The following is an 18111-nucleotide window of genomic DNA, read 5'->3' on the forward strand; positions in this document are numbered from 1 at the left end:
CGGCAGCCTGCTATGCGTCACTGACGTCAGGGCGACTCATGGTGATTTTGAAGCTGAAATTTCTCCGCAGGAAACTTTAGATGACAAGCGGTTTTCCCCAGCCCTCTGCAAAAGATGCGGCCGCGGCCTATTTCAAGCGCCGGCTGACGATCAGCGATACTTCCAAACTCGACCCCGGGGTTGATGAGCCGGGGCTTCTCGCTCTTGCCGGTAACAAGATCGTTCTTGGCGAGCCTGGCATGGGCAAGAGCGAGCTCATGCGCGAGCTCGGACGGCAGTTAATCGTTGAACCGGTGACCGCGATCCGGTTCATCAACAGCAAGAACCCGGCCAAGCTGGTGGCGATGGGCAAGCCGATTTTGATTGATGGCCTCGACGAGGCCATGTCCAAGCGCGAGGGCGACGCCGTCGATGCAATCCTCGCCCAGCTCGAAGAGGCCGGTTCGCCGCCGTTCATCCTCTCGTGCCGCTCGCGCGAATGGCAGGCGCGCAGCATAACGGACCTGCGCCAACTCTACGGTGCCGATCCCATTGTGCTGACGCTCGAACCCTTCAACCGTTCAGAAGCGCGCGCCTATCTCGTTGCGCGGTATTCAACCGTGGATCCCAACCATGTGCTCGACCATCTCGCCTTACACGGATTGGAAGAGCTTTATCGAAATCCCTTGACGCTTGGCCTGACTGGACGGGTCGCCGAGACCGACGTGCAATTGCCGGGGACGCGGGCTGCCTTGTTCGAGCGCGTCTGTACATTGGTCTGGCCTGAGCACGATCCGGATCGCCAGAATATGGGATTGGCCCAACTCACTCAGGATGAAGCGCTTGATGCTGCAGGGGCAATTGCTGCTGGCCTTTTGTTTTCGGGCGCTGAAGCTGCGAGCGCTGCGGGCGCATCGCAGGTTCAGCAAGGTGATCTGCGACTGTCAGATTTGGAAAAGCTGCCGAGCGCCAAGGCCGCGCGGGCGATTTTTTCCTGCAAGCTATTTCACAGCGTTGGTCCTTCGCGGGCCAAACTTATTCACCGCGTCATCGCAGAGTATCTCGGCGCACGTTGGCTCTCGCGACAGGCCACCACTCCGCGGACGCAGCGCCGCGTTCTGGCACAATTGCAGGGCAGCGGCGGCGTTTCCGCAAGTCTGCGCGGCATTCATGCCTGGCTTGGCTACCATAGCCCGCCAATGGCCGAGCGGATCATCGCCGAAGACCCCTACGGTGTGCTTCGCTATGGGGAGACCGCTGCGCTGACCCCGCATCTGGCCGATTGTCTTTTCGAGGCGCTGCGCAGGCTCGCTCACGACGATCCGTATTTCCGGTCGGCCGATTGGGACATCAAGACGGCGGCGGGCCTGATGATCGCGGCCCTCAAGCCCAAGATCAAAGATATCATCGCGGCGGCAACGAGCAGTGTGCATCTGCGTTCGCTCTTGATAGAAGGATTGAAGGGCACATCCCTGGCCGCCGAGCTGGCCGACACGCTCGAAGTAATCGTCCTGTCGAGAGAGCGCTTTTACGCCGAGCGCGCCGACGCGGCGGACGCCCTCATGCCATATCGCGACCGCGCCTGGTGGCAGGCGACGGTGGCAGCTTTGGCTGATCAGGGCGGCGACACCTCGCGCCTTGCGCGCAAGCTGATCCAAGCCATTGAGGGCGATGTGCCAGACGCGGTGCTGGTCGCAACATTGTTCGGCGAATTAGGCTTAACAAGTTGTCCGCTGCCACGCCGCAGGGATCGGCGCGTCCACACAATCCGCCCATATCGGCGCCTGTTCGACACGATAGCTACGGCACGACTGGCCGGAATACTGGATTTGATCGCCGAATATGCGGAACTCTTGACCAACGACGATTGGCGGCAGGCCGGCGAAGTAGCAGACATCGTGGCTCAGCTGATCGTCCAGGCAATTGATAAAGGCATTACCGGACCGGCCCAAGCTCCTGCGCTGTGGCGCTGGCTCAAGATCATTGAACGGTCCCATCGCTCCCATCGTGAAGAATACCAGAGCCTGGCCGACCGATTGTCGACGCACGATGCGTTGCGACGCGCGGTCCAGGAGCACGTTCTTGCGACTGACCGCCGCAAGGATAGCCTGTGGGCGACCGAGCACCATTTACAACACCGTTTGGTCGGGCTCACAACACGACCAGGCGACATTGTCTGCGCGCTCGCTCGCTTGGCCGAAGGCGACACAAAAGACGCTGGCCTGCGTGAAGATTGGAAGGACTTGTTGCAGATTGCCAGGGGCCCAAGCGGGCTCGATCCCAATGTGCGGCTGGCCGCGGAAGCGTTCCGGCGCGGCGACAAGCAACTGGCTAGGTTCCTGCGCAAGCTCGAAAATCCCAAGAAGCCCGCCTGGAAGGTCCGTCACGACAAGAAGGAAGCCATTTGGGTGCGCGAGCAGAAGGCGGCCTTCGAAGTGGTACGCCACCAGTTGGAAAAGGTGCGCGACGATCTGCGCTCCGGCGGACTCACGGCAATCTTCGAGCCCGCCGAAGCCTATCTTGGCATGTCATCCCGCGATTTGCCGAATGACCTGCCGCCGGCCGAGCGTCTGGTCAGCCTCCTTGGACCGGCGCTGGGTGACGACGCACTGACCGGATTCGAGGCCGTTCTTCATCGCCCCGATCTGCCCACCGCCGCTGAAATCGCTGAGGGTTTCGCACATGGGACGTTCTATAACTACAGCGGCCCGATCATGGCCGGACTTTATGAGCGTCTGCGCACCGGGAAGAGCTTGGCCGACCTTCCGGGTTCTCTCAAACTGGCGGCCCTGCTGCTCAGCTACGACGATCACGGCTGGAGCGTTGAGAATGAACAGGAGCGGCTGCAAGCCGCGCTGGAGGCCGAGGTCATCCCCACTGCCGAATCCCGCATCGCATTCGCGCGGCTCTGGATGGAACCGGCGTTGGCAGCCGGCAGCGATCATGTCAGCGGGCTCTACAAGCTCGCCCACGATCCTGCCTGGCAGGCGACCGGAGCTGCGCTGGCCGCTGAATGGCTGACGGCGTTTCCCAACGTTCCCGAGCAGGTCGAAGTAGGGCTGGTCGACTGCCTGACCCAGGCTGGCGCGGTCGATGCACTGCGCGATATCGCAGAGGCGCGCGCCGCGATGGTGTTTCGCAATTTCGATCATATGCTGTCGTGGCTTGCAATTGATGTGCTGGTGCGTTTTGAGTTGGTGAGGCCGGATCTCAACACGATCGGTGCAGGTCATCCTAGGTTCATCTGGTTCCTGCGCAACCGAATCCAATTCGAGCGGGGCGGCGGTATGATGCCGCTGTCGGTCGCACAGGCGGAATGGATCATTACCGAGTTTCGTGGGCATTGGCCCTACGCAGTGCTCAACGGCGTCGGCTCGGGCGACACAAACGACTATGACGCAACTGACTTTCTGCGCTCCCTGCTTGGTCTGATCGCTGGCGACACCAGCGTCGAAGCAAGCCAAGCCATGGCGCGCCTCGTTGCCGGATCCAATGACGGCTATGCCGAGCTGATCCGGCACATGGCAGCAGAACAGCGGCAGAAGCGGGCGGAAGAGGATTTTTCAGGGCTGGCGCCGAGCGATTTGACAGCGCTCCTCGACGACGGACCGCCCGGCAATATCGAAGACTTGAAGGCGATAGTGCTGGAAGAGATGGACATCGCGCGGCGCAAGCTCGCCGGTGATGATCTCGATACGGTTGTAGAATTCTGGACGGATGCTGGCGTTCCGCGCGACGAGAACCGCTGCCGCGACCGGCTGGCGGCGATGATCGGACCGGAATTGGCCCGCTACGATATCCAGCGGATTACGGAGGCGGACATGCCTCAGACCAAGCGGGCGGATCTCGCCTTCGCGCGCGGCACGATGCAATTGCCCATCGAGGTCAAAGGTCAGTGGCACCCGAATGTCTGGGATGCGGCGACCGACCAGCTCGATGTTCAATATCTCGTCGACTGGCGCTCCGAACAACGCGGCATCTACTGCGTCCTGTGGTTCGGCAATATGCCCTCGGCGAGCGGTAGGCGATTGAAGGCCAGGCCCAACGGGCTTCCCGCGCCCGCGAGCGCCCAAGAGATGAAAGAAATGTTGAAGGCCGCGATTCCCGAGGCGCGCCAGCCACTGATCGAGGTGGTTGTCCTCGATCTAATCAGCGGAAGACGCTGAAACGGCGCTTCGAGCCATGTGAGAATATAGTGGAGTCAGGTTCGGTCGCTTCTATTCGCGGAAAGACACAGCATTAATACACAGCGCCACTGAGACTTAAATTGCTGGTCAGAGTGCCGAAGATATAGTAGAGGATGTTTAGCTGGGAGGGAGCTTATGGGGATCATCGAGACAGCAGCGCTGGGCGCCGTCGGCGGCATTCTGCCGGATATCATCAAGGCCATTCGCAAGCGCTTTGAGTCGACGCCGTCATATATCAAATCAAGCTACTATTGGTTCAGTGTGGTGTTGTTGGCGATCATCGGTGCGGTCGCGTCGATAGCGGCTCATGCCGGAACCGCTCAGGAAGCGCTGGCCTACGGAGCCAGTTCGTTCGCACTCCTCACACAGGTCGTGGGACAGACTGAGGAGAAGCATCTGGGAGGCGCGGACGAGGCGAGCCTGATACGCCAGATTCGCACCTGGTGGGGTTCGTGAAGCTCGCTGAAGCTTCCTCCCCGTCAAACCTTTTTCGGCGCTTCATTCGATTGACGGGTGCAGGTCCGGATCGCGACATTGGGCTTCCCTGGTTGCGGCTGCCATTCCTGGACCGCCCGTTCGACCTTTGGTCGCGAGATTCCAGATTGGCACTCAGGTCTGCTTTTCCAGCAGGCGAGATTGCCGCGGCGCTCGACGAACGCATGTTTGAGGATCGCGAACCGCTCTTCTTAAGGATCGGCGCGGGCGCCAGGGAATCCGCCGTCCCGTGGGAAGCGTTCCAGGCGGAAATCAGTCCGCTCAACCGCCACAAGCTCGCGCCCGTGCGGACTGTCGATGATGATCGCAGCTTCGGGTTCGCGGCGGTGCCGGAACGTATGAGAGTGCTTGCATTGGTCGGGCATCCAGGACCCGAACGCGCTTTTGACCCGCAAGCAGCCCATGATTTCCTTGCTGAAACCCTTGCGGCAGCCGCTACCGCGAGCGGCCGTATCGACGAATACGACCTGCTCCAGCTTCGCGCTGATGACCTCGACGCAGCAGTGGCGCTGGCACGGACGTTGAGGCCGAATGTGGTCATCTTCTTCGGCATCGGGCAAAGGGCACCCGCGCCGCAACTGCGCACGGCAGATGGCGACGACGGCTGGATGGCCGTTTCCGCGCTAGCGCAACGATTGTTTCCAACACCTCATTCGGCGCCGCCGTTCTGGATTTTCTGGGCCTGCTCACTCGGCGAACATGATGAGCAGACCTCCCAAAGTGTCGAGGGAGGTGCGGCGCTAACAGCGCTGCGCCAAAGCGGGGGTATTTCGGTCCTCGCCATGCGCTCGCGTATCCGCGTGCGCGCGGCACGCATCATGATCGAGGCGCTTTTGGGATCTTTCGCATCGGGAGAGCCTTTGGAGGTGGCGGCCGCCGTTAGCCGTGCTGCGGCTCTCAACGCCGATGTGATCTCTGACGGCCGGATGGACTACGCCGCGCCCGCCGTCTGGTCGCTTAGCGAGCCCGTGGACGCCGTCAGCTGGGGTGACGAGCCAGCGTTTCCGGCGTCCTGGGTGGCAGTGCGTCTTTTGTCAGGCGCCAACGAACTTCCCGCGCTTGCAAACGGGGTGGCTCCGATCGATGAGACGTCGTCGGCGCTCGCCCGCACCTGGACCCGGCCCGGTCGATATTTTGCGGTAACCGGTTCCGCGTCAATCGATCCGGGATCGCGCGCGCGGCTGCTTTCAGTTGGCGCAGCCCTGCGTCGTGATACAGGTCGGCCGGTCGTTCCGGTTTTGCCACGCTCAGGCGCGACTTTTGATCAACGCCTGCGGTTGTGGGCTGAGGACGCCTTTCGCCAGCTTGACCCCCGGCACCATGATCGCGAGATCGCCCAGGCAATTGCCGCCATTCGGGACACAGGTCTAAACGGGCTTGCCCGACTCCTTGCAATCCCCGACATTGTCGTTTTGCTGGGGGAAGTTCCCGATTCAGCGGTCGCATGGGACGTGCTTGTGACTGCGGCGGCGCTGAGTTCGGTGGTAGTCGCAGGTTCCGCTGTCCCTGACGCGGCCCGGCAATGGGCGATCGATCAGCTTATGATGGACATGGCCAACGAAGAGATCGAAGCCGCGGTGCGCGCGGAGCCATTGGTGTCGGCTATCCTGAGCGTCTCCGAGCGGGCGCTGGCCATGGGTGATGTCGGGCGCATAACTGGCGTGGAAGCAGCCCGACTTACCCGGCTCGATCCCTTTTGCGTACGCGTTGCAGGACAACGGGTGCTTGCAGAGACGGTTCGGCGCACCATGCTGCGATTGTTGCCGTCCGAAACAGTTGATGCAGCCCATCGCTCCTGCATAACAATGCTGCTTGATCGGCCGGTAGAGCACGATTTCGGCGCGCTGGTCGAAGTTGTTCGTCACTATGCTTCACTAAGAGAGGGAAGTCAGGCCGCAGAAGCGATCAATGCCGCTTGGCTTGCGGCTGGCGCTGGCTGGTCGATCTCGGATCGGGCACGACTGTTTGATCAAGCAACGCAAAGCCGCGTCTTGGTCGACGAGCTCGCCGCCGCCCCGTGGTTCTCAATCTGCGAAGCCGCCATTGTCTTGCAGCAATTCGCACTGGTCCGCACCATGCTTAGCGGCCGTAACTTTTCCACGCCTGTCGAAAAGGCGCGAAAACATGCGATGTTGTCGGAGTGTTTCAAGGCTGACGCCACGCAACCGCCAGCGCAACAAGCGATGCGCCGCGAGGCTGCGGCAGCGGTGGCCGAAGCCCAGGCGGCCGTCGACGCTGGTATCGCCGATGCCGCCGTCCAGTTGTCACAGTATCGCAACAACCTTGCCCGCATCAGCCAGTATTTTGATCATGACTATGATGGCGCGCTTGCGGTCTATGACACGATCCTCAAGGAGGTCGGGCCCTCAGCCTTCGCGAATCCAATCTTCGGGCACCTCTTTGCGGCGGCCAGCCGCAATGCTGCCGAATGCGTTCTCGATCCAGCCATGCGTCCGCTCGATCCGGTTATCCGCGACCGCGCCGAAGCACTTGTTCAGCAGGGCCTCGAGGTGGCCCGAGCGCTTCACCTTGCTGAAGTGGAAATGGAACTTCGCTACACTAGGGCACGCATCGCGGAGGCCGCCAATGACGATCAGACCGCTGCCCTTATTCTAGCCGGACTGTCCGATGGCGAGGCGCAACGCCGCTATCCGCTTCTCGCAGCCATCGCGGCGGACAGGTTGGCTTGGAACGAGATGCGCACCGGTCATCGCCGGTTCAGTTGGGACGATGCGCGCGCCAGGCTTCGGACATTGCGCTTGTTCGAGCATGCCTGGGCGCAACGGGTTGTCATAAGGAACCGCATAGATTGCGCGGATTGTCTGGCAGCAAGGGGCGCGCCGGATCGCGAGACCGCGATCGAGCTGCTCAAGGACAATGTGGCCGACATCAGACGCCTGCCAGGGCTGACAGGAGACGAAGACGCGCAGCGCGCGGCAAAAACCCATGCCGGCCTGGATGTCCTCACCGCGTCCGGGGGGACGGTTTGGGCCGCTTTTCTAGAATCCCCCCTGGCCGCCAAGGTGCCCGAGCCGTGGAAGCGGGGGACCGCCGAAGAAATCTGGCAAGGGAGGATCTGAATGGGAACGGGGGGATTTGGGGGCGGCAGCGGCTCGCTCGGCGGCGGAGGCGCCGGGTCGGCAGGATCGGGCGGTTCCCTGTTGCGGGCCATCACGTATCTGCGCGACATCGCACGAATGCTGACGGCCGACGGCGATCAGGCACGACTAACGCGCGAGATCAATGCATTGCTACGCGAACGAGGACGCGCGGGCTTCATGGCGGGGCTATTTCAAGACCCCTTTGCGACCACACTGCTCGACAGGTTGATAGAACTCAGCAGGGCAATGCAAGGGCAAAGATGGTCTGGCATCTTGGATCAGAGCGGCGTTGCCAAAGGTTCAGGATCGATCACCGCCTATTGCGACGTGGCGATTGACCAAGCTTTGCGCGAGCATGGCGACGCCGTCGATGAAAGGCATATCGACCGCGTCGGTCTGGCGTTTCGCTCGTTTCTTGCAACCGCCCTTGCGGGCGATAACCTGGCGGTGGCCGAACGAGGCGATGCGGCAGCGGTAGAAGTGGCCTTCGATCGGACCCGCTTCGCCGACCCGAATGACATTCGTCGCGGCTTTCTCGGGCAAATCATTGCCAAAAGCATTGTCGGTGAATCCTGCATAGACCTCGGGGCGTCGGAGTTGTCGGTCGAGCGCGCCGCCAATACGATCGCCGCCGCTATCCAGCAACGCTTTGAGGAGAAATTCGTCCGCACCCGCAAGGCTGCCAGCGGCGATCTGCTGGCGACCATAGGTGCCAACTATTCGAAACTGGTAATCGGATGATGAGCACGCCTCGGACCATTCCCGCCCATATCGAGATCGTCAAGGCGCCGCGGCGGGAGACACAGGTCATCGACCTCGACCTTGCAAGCATCCAGTGGCACAACGCGGCCGGCCTCGGTCCGCTTGGGCTCGATCCCCGAGCGCTTGATCTCCTGGAAGTGGCGCGCCTCGTCTGGGAAGTGGAGCGCTATATTCCCAAGCGTATTTCGAGCCAGCGCGTTCGATCGGTAAAGGTGGCTGTTTCGGTGCGCGAACCCTCAGCATGGACGACCGCAACCCATGCAGCCCTAACGGCGATCCTGCGCTTATTGGGCAACGCTGAATGGACGTTCGCGGTCTCCAAGCGAAAGACCTCGAACGCGCTCGATCGGCTTTCGTTGAATGGCTCACACACAGATCGCGTTCAGACCACCGCGTTGTTTTCGGCGGGCCTCGACAGCACCAGCGGGCTGGACTGGCTGCGCCGCAACGACACCGACGCTGCGCTCGCTTCCTTTTATGGCGCCAAGGCAAGGCAAACGGAGTTGGCCGATCAATTCGCTTTCAAACGCCATGTCCAGGTAGGATGCACGTGGTCCAATGGACGACGACGCATCGGCGGGCAGTTTCAATATCGCTCTTTCCTGTTCCTTGCGCTCGGCGCGTTGGTCGCGCGTTCCTATGGCGCCACGACGTTGCTCCAGTTCGAAAACGGCCCTTTGGCGATCGCGATGCCACCGGCGGCGACCTATCGGATGACCCGCCATGCACATCCCATGCTGCACACCTTGGCGAGCGGTCTGTTCTCAAACCTCTTCGGCGAACCGTTGTCGGTTCAGAACCCGTTTTTGACCACAACCAAACGCGAAGCCGCCGAGGCGATGAAGGCGCATCTTGGTGCCAAGCGGTTCGATAAGGCCATCCTCGAAACCGAGACCTGTTGGAACCTGGCGTCGCGCCAGGTGCTCGGCGCCATTACCAAGCGCATCGGTCAACCATGCGGACTTTGCATTCCCTGCGCGGTGCGCAGAACCGCTTTGCGCGGCCGAGATGTCCCGCACGCGGTCGATCTGACATCCAAAAAGGACCCGCACTTCACTGACGGCGATGCGCGTATCCATATCGACGCTTATCTGGCATGGGCACGAAAGCTCACCGCATCGTCCTATGGACCCGAGCGCTTCGCGTTCGAAGCGCCGCAGATCGTGCGAGAGGCGGTTACACATTCCCAGGGCAAGCTGACGATGGCAGAGATTTTTGACATCGAGCAACGCTTCGCCCGCGAGTTGATCGAGACGTTTCCGGTGCCTTGATGACCATTATCGGCCTACCGAATTTTCTTGTAGCACTCAGCATCAAGCAGCCCTGGGCGGAACTGATTTTGCTGGGCCGCAAAACCATCGAAGTGAGAAGCTGGCCGACCGACTTCCGGGGGCCGTTGATCTTGCACACCGGCAAGAAGCCGGAGCTGGAAGCCCTGTTTCGATATCCCGATATCGACGCAAGCTACTTGGGTGGGTTCGTCGGCGTGGCCGAGCTGGTGAACGTCGAACTGTTCACCCATGCCAGCTGGAGCCGTCTCAGGTCGGAGCATATGGTGCCTGGCCCTATGCCAGGCGAAGCCTTTGGCTGGCGTTTTCGGCATGTCCGCCGGTTGAAACGGCCAGTAGATGCCAGCGGCAGTCTCAAGTTGTTCCCAGTTTCGGAGAACGCAAGACAGGCCATGGAATTCTGACACGCGGACCGTCACGCCTGCTTTTGGCGCAGCGCAAACCCCGGTTCCGTCGTTTAATTCGCCTCGGACGCTGGCCACCGCAATGGCCGTTCCTGGTGCCTATCGAGAAGCCCGCGGCGTAGACCTATACAGGCGATGCGATGAAAGGGCTTGAGATCGAAAATCTCGGGCTCTGCAGGGCAGAAGTTGATCGCAAACGCTCATGGTCCCCTTACGCCCCAGCATTTACACGGGGCGCGAGCGCATGGCGTTCGTAGTCGAGGAGCAACCCGCATCTTCACTAGGCGTGCCTGCGATAAAGTCTTCAAGAAGCGCCCAAGAGAACAAACCTGGGAAGGAGTTGCGCGACCTCACCGGAGTGGTCGAGTCCGAATTTGTCCTCCCGCTCTACGCCGGTGACAACACGAACCGGGGCGCAGCAGATCGTCGTGGTCCTTGTGGCAAGAGCGGCTAGTCCCAGCAGCCCAAATCGGATTGCATCCAGGTTGAGCCATTGGTGGGATCGCGCCGAATCGTATTTTTCGATGGGACACCCCGGCCGGATGTCTCATGCCGTCTAAATCAATAGCATCCCGCATGATGGGCGTTTTGGCGGGTAAATTCCGGAAGTTTACTCTAAGTTTTTGATTTTATTGATAATATGGCGGAGAGAGCGGGGCCTGGCGATACAACTCCTCGGATAACTGATGTCAGCCTCCGAGGCTTCGTATCTAGCCTGAACCCGGGCGGCCGCCATTTTGGCCTCAAGGCGCGGCCTTCCCCAGCGTATCGGTATACGACACTACCGGACGGGGCCGAATACGTTTCGGCAGACGATCTGAATTTTCGTCCCCTGTCGGTGGTGATAGTGGGCATCAGCGCGGCGTGGCCGCGTTCAGTCTCCTGCGTTCCATCTTTCTGCCTAATCGTGCCGTGTCTGGTGTCGCCGGCCGTTTCCCCACGATGCTCATGTTCGGTGGTCACCGGATCAGTTGCCTCCTCTGATGCGTCGCTCCTCACCGATCGGGATGATCCAGCCGCCAGCGCGGTCAGGCCGAGAAAAATCATCGGGACCCCCTATCTGCGTCAGGCGGATGCGAACGGTTTGCAGCTCCGCGTCGATAGCGGCACGGATGAGATCGCGCTCGATGCCGACGAAGACCGGCCGGAGATTGAGGCGAGCGAGCGCCTCCTGATCGGCGGGCGCAACGTCGGTGTCAGCGACGGGTCCGGCACGGGTGACGATCCCTCCGATCAGTCCGCCCATGGTCGTGGCCTTTTCCAGCTCTCTCACCAACGTGGCATCCAGCAGCGCTCGGGCGCGTTGGAGATCCCCTTGGAGTCTTCGCGCGAACGGCTGGTGTGTGAGGCCGCGAAGCGCACTGGCTAGCTCAGCGTGCCCAAGCGACTTGATGAGATTGGCGATATGGAGGCGGAGAAGCCCGATGAAGAGCGCGTCTTTCTCCTCCGGCTTGATCGGCTCGCCTTCATCGATCGGATCGCGGACTGAGAGGTGGGCGTCCGTCGGATTTGGCGCCGCCATCCCCCAGCGGGTCGCGATGGCAATGCGCTTCACTGTGATCTTGCGGCCTCCAGCGGTGATATCTATCCGTCCGGCCTGAGCCCAGGCGCGGTTCAACGCTTTGGCCGGGCCGCCATTATCGTGGCAACCTTTCGCTTCGGCCACGGTCAAGGAGGACAGGTCGGATGCGCAGGCGATCCAGTCGGGCAGATCGCCGCGGGACAAGCGCGTGACTTTGACCTGCCGGCGGCGATCGAGGTCGATGATGCGGCTGCCGAGATGCGCGAAGATCGAAAGGTTGAAGTAGCGTTCCAGATAGGCGCGGGCAACGAAGCGGCCGAACAAGCCGGATAGCGCGACCTTCACCTCGCGGGCTTGCCCAAGCGGTTCCCGGAAGATGAAGGGCGTACCCGCGCCGGTTGGCGTCAACAGCGCGTCCAGGATAGACCACGCGCCATATGCAGCCCCTGGCGTCTGCAACACTTCGCGAATCCCGGCGTCCTCGATCTCCGAGACGTCGAGGTCGACGGTCGCGCCCGCGACAGGGCTGAATGTTGGCGGATCGAAATTGTGGAGGAAGGTCCTCGTCATAGCGCCAGCGCCAGCTTGGGATCGTCATGCTCGAAAGCGCTGGCCATTCGGCTGATTTCCGCCGATCGAGCGCCGACCGCCTTGGCTGTATCGCGCCAGGTCGCTGTCACGGTCGCGACCTCTTTGATAATCGCGCGGGCCTGCGGCAGGGTGAGCGCGAAAAATATCGACGCGTTCAAGCAGATCGAGCGAACAGGTGCCCTCATCGAGATCGATGTTCGTCGTCAGCACCCGGGCCTTGAGATCTGTCGGGACGGGATTGAGGTCGTATGCCGGCGAGAGAGACCACCCCGCCTTTCCCAGCCATAGGAAACCGTGATTGCGGAGGTGGTCGTCGACATTGGAAACCAGCACATTGAAGACGACCCGCCGATAGAGGGCATGCGCGTCCGTCTTCCCCTGGGCGCCGTGTTGAGCAAGGGCATCGACGATCTCCGGATAGCTGCCGCGCTCACCGTCCTTGGCGCCCATCATCGCCATCGCCGACAGGAACGGGATGCGGCTCGCACCGTCACGATCGAAGCGTCGCGACAACATGACTGGCTTGCCGGCGACCTCGATCAGCTCGTGTTGAGGCGTGGCAATACCTGCCTGGCCGGCCAGCCGCAGCGCGATCTGTTCCCAGGTCTCCATACTGTAGTCGTCGGTCTCCTTCGGGAATTTCGCTATGGAGAGGTGACCATGTTGGTCGATAACCGAGGCCTTCGGTCGGGCACCGCCCAGGGAGGAGCCTGGGGCAAAGATGAGCTGCAAGTCTTCATCCGTTTCCTCGTCTCGGAGGATCGTTCGGTGATCTGGAGCAAACGGCCAAGCTCGATTAAAGCAGGAACGCCCGTGCGGATCGGCGCTTGGAAAATCTCTTCGCCGACCCAGCGGAAGCGGAGGGCGCCAAGTCGCGTCTCGTCGGCGACGCTGAGCAGGTAGTCGCTTTCTACAAGCGTGCGAACCGCGCGGCCTTCTTGGTCGGCGAGGCGGCGTTCGGCGCGCTGCATGAGGCGCCGGCCCCAGGTATCCGGCGCTGAGTCGCCGATGGAGCCGAAAGTCACAAGACCTGCAGGGGGGGCGAAGGCTCCGCGGGTCAAAGCAAGAGCTGGCTCTAGCGAGAAGCGGTCCGGATCCTCAAGCCATGCTCCGTCATACTCGAAGAGGATGGTCTCGGTTCCCCGGACGCGATTGCTCCTCGCCAGTCCGATCGGGCGTGTGCGGCCGTCCAAATCGATATGGACCTCGAAGTCAGCCATCGCGCGACGATCCGGTTGGCCGCTGGAGGTGGACATGCTTGGGCAGGTCGGCACTGGCGAGCGCCTGACCGACGCTGTCGTTGCTGATGTCGGCGACCTGGCCCAGGCCCTCAAGGAGGCCGAGGGCCTGCAGGACGCCGGCATAGATGCCGACGCTGACGTTGGTGTCCCCGGCTTCGACCCTTTGCAGAGTCGAGCGAGAAGTGAAGGCGCGCTCGGCTACCACCGCCATCGGCAGCCGTCGGCGTCGACGGGCATCATGAATGTCAGCCCCAAGCTTGCGCAGCACGCGCCGCACCGCAGCCGGAGGGTTGTGTGGAGTGGGCATTATGTCACCTTCGCGCTACAGATTGGTCCGTTATGTAGCACGAAGACTACAATTCATCTAGCCCTTGAAGCCTCATCTCAATGGAGAACGAAGTTCTATTACCGCCGTCGTGACGGCATCGACGGGACCCCCCAGTCGTCGGCGATCGCGGCGAGCGTGGTCATCACGTCATCGAAGCTCGTTCGGACGACCTGAGTGAAAGGAGCGTCTGTCTCCGTCACTATGCGGTCGATCTGGGCAAGTGCAGGCGAGAGAGCGGCCGCGATGCGAACGGGTCATCTCGGCATGACGGAGAAATAGCATAGCATCGGCGCACATCGAGCCTCGCTTTTGCTTCGGGTGAACCAGTGAAGCACGACCGTGCCGCGATGCTGTGGGAGATACGACCGTGCCGCGATGCTGTGGGAGATATTGTTCGTGCAGGTGCGGCCGCTGCCCGCCTTAAAAACTGTCAAGAAAGGTGGCGAGCGCCCAGACCCGTATCAGGATCCACTAAGGCTCGGGTATTCAGGCTCCGCGCCTCCGACGCGACCATGCTCTGAAGCCGCACCTCCAAGATAATAGGTTTTCCTTCGCCGGATGGAGGCGGTCAGAAATCCAACGCTTTGGCCAGCATCGGTTCAAGAACCAGATCCGGCCGACCTCCCTTTTCGCGAAGCTCCATTGCCCTTATGATCTTCGTGCCTTCATGGCTGTGCTTCCAGTCCCGAGACGCTTCGGCCGCGACGACGAGGTAGTCGGTCTGGCCGCAGACGGTTTCCTTCCAATCACCGCCGCGTTCGCAAATCATCTCAGCGATTACCTTTCGCGGGCCAATGGCGAATTTTCCCGTGAGGACGAACATCCGACTCGGAATTACGAGCCGGCTTGCATCCTCCAAGGCGCCGTCAATGACACCCACATTGCCGAAGGTAGGCAGCCCCGTATCTGTCGCGCTGTCGCCGACAAGATGGGCAATCCACCCGCATATGTCTTCTGCCTCCTCGGCGGTTATGCGACGGTCAGAAATAGACCTTCTGGCAGTTTCTCCGAGAGACGCCACGCGGCTGTCTCTCTGCAGGACCACACTCGAGTCCAACCTGGACAGCAGTCTTTCGACCTCTGCGGGCGTGATGGAGTTGTCGCAGGCGATACCGGCACAGAACCCGTAGAACTCGTTGACTTCGTCCTTCTCGTCAGCGGCGATAAACTCCCGCGAGCGTATGCCGACTATTGTTTCAAGGATGGCGTAGATCTCTTCGGGCGCGTTACCCCACACATCCAGATCGCGAATGAGCTCGGCAGCATCGTCGTCGTGAAGAAGGGACAGGAACTGCTCAGCTTCGACCCTGAGTGGCGGCATCTCCGCGCTCTCGACCCGCTCGCTGGCCATCACGCCCTTCAAGAACCCGAGCCAGTACCCCAACGCCTTCCGGTGATTTGCCTGCGCATGGATTCTACCGAGCGCGGCCCCTTCGTGTTCGAGTTTACCGCCCCTTCCGCGGAACACTTCAACCATTGTCGCCCCCTCGACTCTTGGTTTCGATCTTAGCAGACATCAGAACACTCATCTATCCGCCGACCAGACAACGCGTGCCTAAACCGGAAGGCCTATCCCGTTAGCTCCCTGCTTTCGAGATGGTAGGGCCAGGTTGCCACCCCAGGAACGGCGTTTCGGCCGAGCGGTCGACCAAAGAAGACGCTCTGGACTCACCAAGGATCAGGCGCCTGAACCCGCTGCCTCCGACGCGCTCTGTCTCTCGCCCAGCCGTGCTCGTCCGCAAGGGACGCTCCGCTCAAGCCCTTGCGGACTGCGCGCGCCTGCGCATGGCGGGACGCGCGACGGCGGCTCCGGAGATCAGGCTTGGTTCCAGACCGCTTCGTGCGGGGAGCTAAAGCTCGAGATCGCCCTTTCGCCTACTGTGCCGACACCGTTCTGTCCCTGGCGCTGCCGTGCTCTTTGATTAAATCTGCCGAATTCTCGCGTATCCTGCGGCCGCGCATGTGAGCACAAGGTGGCGCCGGCGCTTCGACGAGCCACCCCACAAAAACCAGCGTCGGGATGGCGACCGAAATGCTGAGGCAAGAGACCGCCACTCCAGAATGAAAAGTTCGTCATGCATTCCCATGCCGTTATTGCGTCCCTGCCAGTCGCCGGGGCCGACCGTACTGTCCTTATCGAGGCCGCCAACACCGCGCTCGAAAGAGCCATAAGCGCATTGAGCCCGCCAACGAGAAGCTGACTCGCACCCTTTGGGATGCCGAGTCCTATATCCATAATGAAATCACCGCAGACATGTTGCCGATTTCACGGGACGACGCTGCGTACTTCGTGGACGTGTTCCTGATGCATCATGTCATTGGATTGGCTGTCGCAGCAGACGAAGAGGCCGCTGATATCCCGGCCGTGACCTCGCCGGAGGTGGCTGGACCTGCCTGCTGCAATCTCGCGGGCAGCGCAATCAATACAGCGGTCTATTGTAGCAGACGCTTTATGAAGGCGAACCTCGACGATCTCGTGCGGCGCTGCGCCGGCCCGACCCGCCGATTCAAGCGGAGTGGTGCTGAGGTTGCAGGAAAATGCCCCCCGCAGGACTCCTGGAGGGCAGGCACGGGCTGGGTGCCGTGCTCGTGGGCTGGAGGCGCGTCACAGCGGCGCAGGCCCCGCACCCGGAGGGCGTCATGACGATGACGGAGGCCGCCCCCCTTCCTTGGAGTCCATCACTACACCCTGAGATTCCTGGTGGATTCGGGATACGTCGAAACGACCTCGTGAGAGGGAAACTGGGCGCAAGAACACTCGGGCCGAATTCACTACGGCCGTGGCAGCACGGCCGCTCCAGAACGATTTCGTCCAAGCCAGGAACGGGCCAGGAGACTGGGACGCGGTTCGAGTCCTTGCCCCCGGCTCTCGGAAGCAGGATTTAACCCTGCGATCCGCACCTCGATGGGGAACAGTCGCAAAGTGCAACCGAAGCTTTTGAGCAAGTGCTCACGGCTGAAATCGGAATCCGCCGGGGACTATGGATGTATCTTCGGCACGGCGACTTCAAAGGAACCGCCTCGTTATGGGCCAAAACGTTTGTGATGACGTAAAGGTCAGGCCAGAGTTGCCACTCCCCGCACGCGGTGTCCCTCAGAGGCGCCTTTCGCGACCAGAATCGTCTGATCTTTTGTCGGAACCCTGACAAAGCCGTGTCGTTGCAAACAGACAGAAGCGGAGACTAAGAGCCAATATAGTGAACTAAACCGACTCTTTGAATTGGCTTGGCTCTTGCATTTTGAATCGGCGTTCATTCCGCAACGGAGCCGTTCGATGTCCGGAGCCCGACCAGAGCGACACCCTTCGACCATTTCCTGTTGCGGAACGAGCGGCGTTATTTCCGAGCCGATTGCATACGAAGTAATTGCTAAAATCTTTAAATCAATCTCACAGGAGGAGAAATGGCTGACGAATTCATCTACGACGAAAATTGGTCGGCAATGTATGAGCTACTTACATTGCTGCGAGGTAAGAATGATGAGGTCGGCGAGACTGTCGCCTTTCTTCAGCGATTTTCCAGCGGAGGGAGTGCTCTTGAACTCGGCATTGGCGACGGACGCGTGGCGGTGCCGTTGAGCGAGCGAGGCGTCAAGGTCGAAGGTATCGACAATTCGGACAGCATGTTGAACCTTCTCGCCAAGCGTACTGGCCTGATTAAGTTTTGGAAGGCAGATATTTCAAGATTTAGATCGGAGCACCGCTACAACTTGGTGTATTGCGTTTGGAATACATTCACGCAGGCCGTCACGCGCGAAGCGCAAATAGCTTGCCTCCGATCTGCCGTGGAGGCGTTAGATGATGGAGGGAATTTGGTGATAGATGTAGGCGTGCCGCCCTTGGATGGTTTCGTCAACGGCCAGAAAATTTCCACGCTCGTTGTGGATCATGAGAATACGATCATCGCTGCTGATGTGCACGATCCGCTAACCCAAAAATTGGTCTCAACCCTCCTCTGGTTTTCTGGTACGTCGGTCAAACGATTGCCCAATCGCGTTCGTTACGTCTATCATCAGGAACTCGATACCATGGCCGAATGCGTAGGGCTCAAGCTGGCGGAGCGTTGGGGAGATTGGGCAGGAGGTGCGTTCACCGAACAGTCCAAACGTCATATCTCTGTTTACCGCCGAGCGACGACCGGTCTATAAAATGAGTTATCTCCAACTAATGTAAGGCAACCCCCCCCCGGGCGGGTGATAAAGCCTGGCAGAGCC

The 18111-nt window shown here is 60.8% G+C and carries 10 protein-coding genes and 1 pseudogene; 7 read left to right on the forward strand and 4 right to left on the reverse strand.

Features of this window, described 5'->3' with window-relative positions:
- The first annotated feature begins 80 nt into the window (after positions 1-80).
- The 6 genes from FJ423_RS15500 to FJ423_RS15525 all read left to right on the forward strand — a co-directional run bounded on the left by FJ423_RS15500 (position 81) and on the right by FJ423_RS15525 (position 10217).
- Positions 81-4145, forward strand: a complete 4065-nt coding sequence (locus FJ423_RS15500; protein ID WP_064993343.1) for a hypothetical protein — start codon at positions 81-83, stop codon at positions 4143-4145.
- Positions 4146-4301: 156 nt separating this feature from the next.
- Positions 4302-4622, forward strand: coding sequence for a hypothetical protein (locus FJ423_RS15505; RefSeq protein ID WP_064993342.1), 321 nt, complete (start codon positions 4302-4304; stop codon positions 4620-4622).
- Positions 4619-7741, forward strand: coding sequence for a hypothetical protein (locus FJ423_RS15510; protein WP_140698298.1), 3123 nt, complete (start codon positions 4619-4621; stop codon positions 7739-7741). The genes FJ423_RS15505 and FJ423_RS15510 overlap by 4 nt, the downstream gene beginning before the upstream one ends.
- The gene (locus FJ423_RS15515; protein ID WP_064993340.1) at positions 7742-8503 is read left to right on the forward strand and encodes a hypothetical protein; all 762 of its coding nucleotides are present in this window, start codon (positions 7742-7744) and stop codon (positions 8501-8503) included.
- A complete protein-coding gene (locus FJ423_RS15520) occupies positions 8500-9795 on the forward strand; it encodes a hypothetical protein (protein ID WP_064993339.1) in 1296 nt (431 codons plus the stop codon). The genes FJ423_RS15515 and FJ423_RS15520 overlap by 4 nt, the downstream gene beginning before the upstream one ends.
- Positions 9795-10217 (forward strand): ASCH domain-containing protein, encoded by a 423-nt coding sequence (locus tag FJ423_RS15525; RefSeq protein ID WP_064993338.1) that lies wholly within the window; start codon positions 9795-9797, stop codon positions 10215-10217. Before FJ423_RS15520 ends, FJ423_RS15525 begins: the two co-directional genes overlap by 1 nt.
- 967 nt (positions 10218-11184) lie before the next feature.
- Here FJ423_RS15525 and FJ423_RS15530 read toward each other — a convergent pair.
- The 4 genes and pseudogenes from FJ423_RS15530 to FJ423_RS15550 form a co-directional block, all read right to left on the reverse strand.
- The gene (locus FJ423_RS15530; protein WP_064993337.1) at positions 11185-12309 is read right to left on the reverse strand and encodes a hypothetical protein; all 1125 of its coding nucleotides are present in this window, start codon (positions 12307-12309) and stop codon (positions 11185-11187) included.
- Positions 12306-13550 (reverse strand): annotated as a pseudogene (locus FJ423_RS15535) (HipA domain-containing protein). The gene FJ423_RS15530 and the pseudogene FJ423_RS15535 overlap by 4 nt, the downstream one beginning before the upstream one ends.
- Positions 13543-13878, reverse strand: coding sequence for a helix-turn-helix transcriptional regulator (locus FJ423_RS15540; RefSeq protein ID WP_013533370.1), 336 nt, complete (start codon positions 13876-13878; stop codon positions 13543-13545). Before FJ423_RS15540 ends, FJ423_RS15535 begins: the two are co-directional and overlap by 8 nt.
- Positions 13879-14467: 589 nt before the next feature.
- Entirely contained in the window at positions 14468-15376 is a 909-nt protein-coding gene (locus FJ423_RS15550; RefSeq protein ID WP_064993336.1) for a hypothetical protein, read from the reverse strand.
- 1925 nt (positions 15377-17301) lie between these two features.
- On the opposite strand from FJ423_RS15550, the gene FJ423_RS15555 reads away from it, so the two are divergent.
- On the forward strand, positions 17302-18045 hold the full coding sequence (locus FJ423_RS15555) for a class I SAM-dependent methyltransferase (RefSeq protein WP_064993335.1): 744 nt from the start codon (positions 17302-17304) through the stop codon (positions 18043-18045).
- Positions 18046-18111: the final 66 nt, after the last annotated feature.

This window comes from Mesorhizobium sp. B2-8-9, assembly GCF_006439475.1.
Classification (GTDB): Bacteria; Pseudomonadota; Alphaproteobacteria; order Rhizobiales; family Rhizobiaceae; genus Mesorhizobium.

Bases quoted from the DNA above. Each gene is read 5' to 3' on its own strand.
- FJ423_RS15540 (WP_013533370.1), bottom strand. From the start codon at position 13,878: ATGCCCACTCCACACAACCCTCCGGCTGCGGTGCGGCGCGTGCTGCGC.
- FJ423_RS15530 (WP_064993337.1), bottom strand. From the start codon at position 12,309: ATGACGAGGACCTTCCTCCACAATTTCGATCCGCCAACATTCAGCCCT.
- FJ423_RS15520 (WP_064993339.1), top strand. From the start codon at position 8,500: ATGATGAGCACGCCTCGGACCATTCCCGCCCATATCGAGATCGTCAAG.
- FJ423_RS15515 (WP_064993340.1), top strand. From the start codon at position 7,742: ATGGGAACGGGGGGATTTGGGGGCGGCAGCGGCTCGCTCGGCGGCGGA.
- FJ423_RS15505 (WP_064993342.1), top strand. From the start codon at position 4,302: ATGGGGATCATCGAGACAGCAGCGCTGGGCGCCGTCGGCGGCATTCTG.
- FJ423_RS15550 (WP_064993336.1), bottom strand. From the start codon at position 15,376: ATGGTTGAAGTGTTCCGCGGAAGGGGCGGTAAACTCGAACACGAAGGG.
- FJ423_RS15525 (WP_064993338.1), top strand. From the start codon at position 9,795: ATGACCATTATCGGCCTACCGAATTTTCTTGTAGCACTCAGCATCAAG.
- FJ423_RS15500 (WP_064993343.1), top strand. From the start codon at position 81: ATGACAAGCGGTTTTCCCCAGCCCTCTGCAAAAGATGCGGCCGCGGCC.
- FJ423_RS15555 (WP_064993335.1), top strand. From the start codon at position 17,302: ATGGCTGACGAATTCATCTACGACGAAAATTGGTCGGCAATGTATGAG.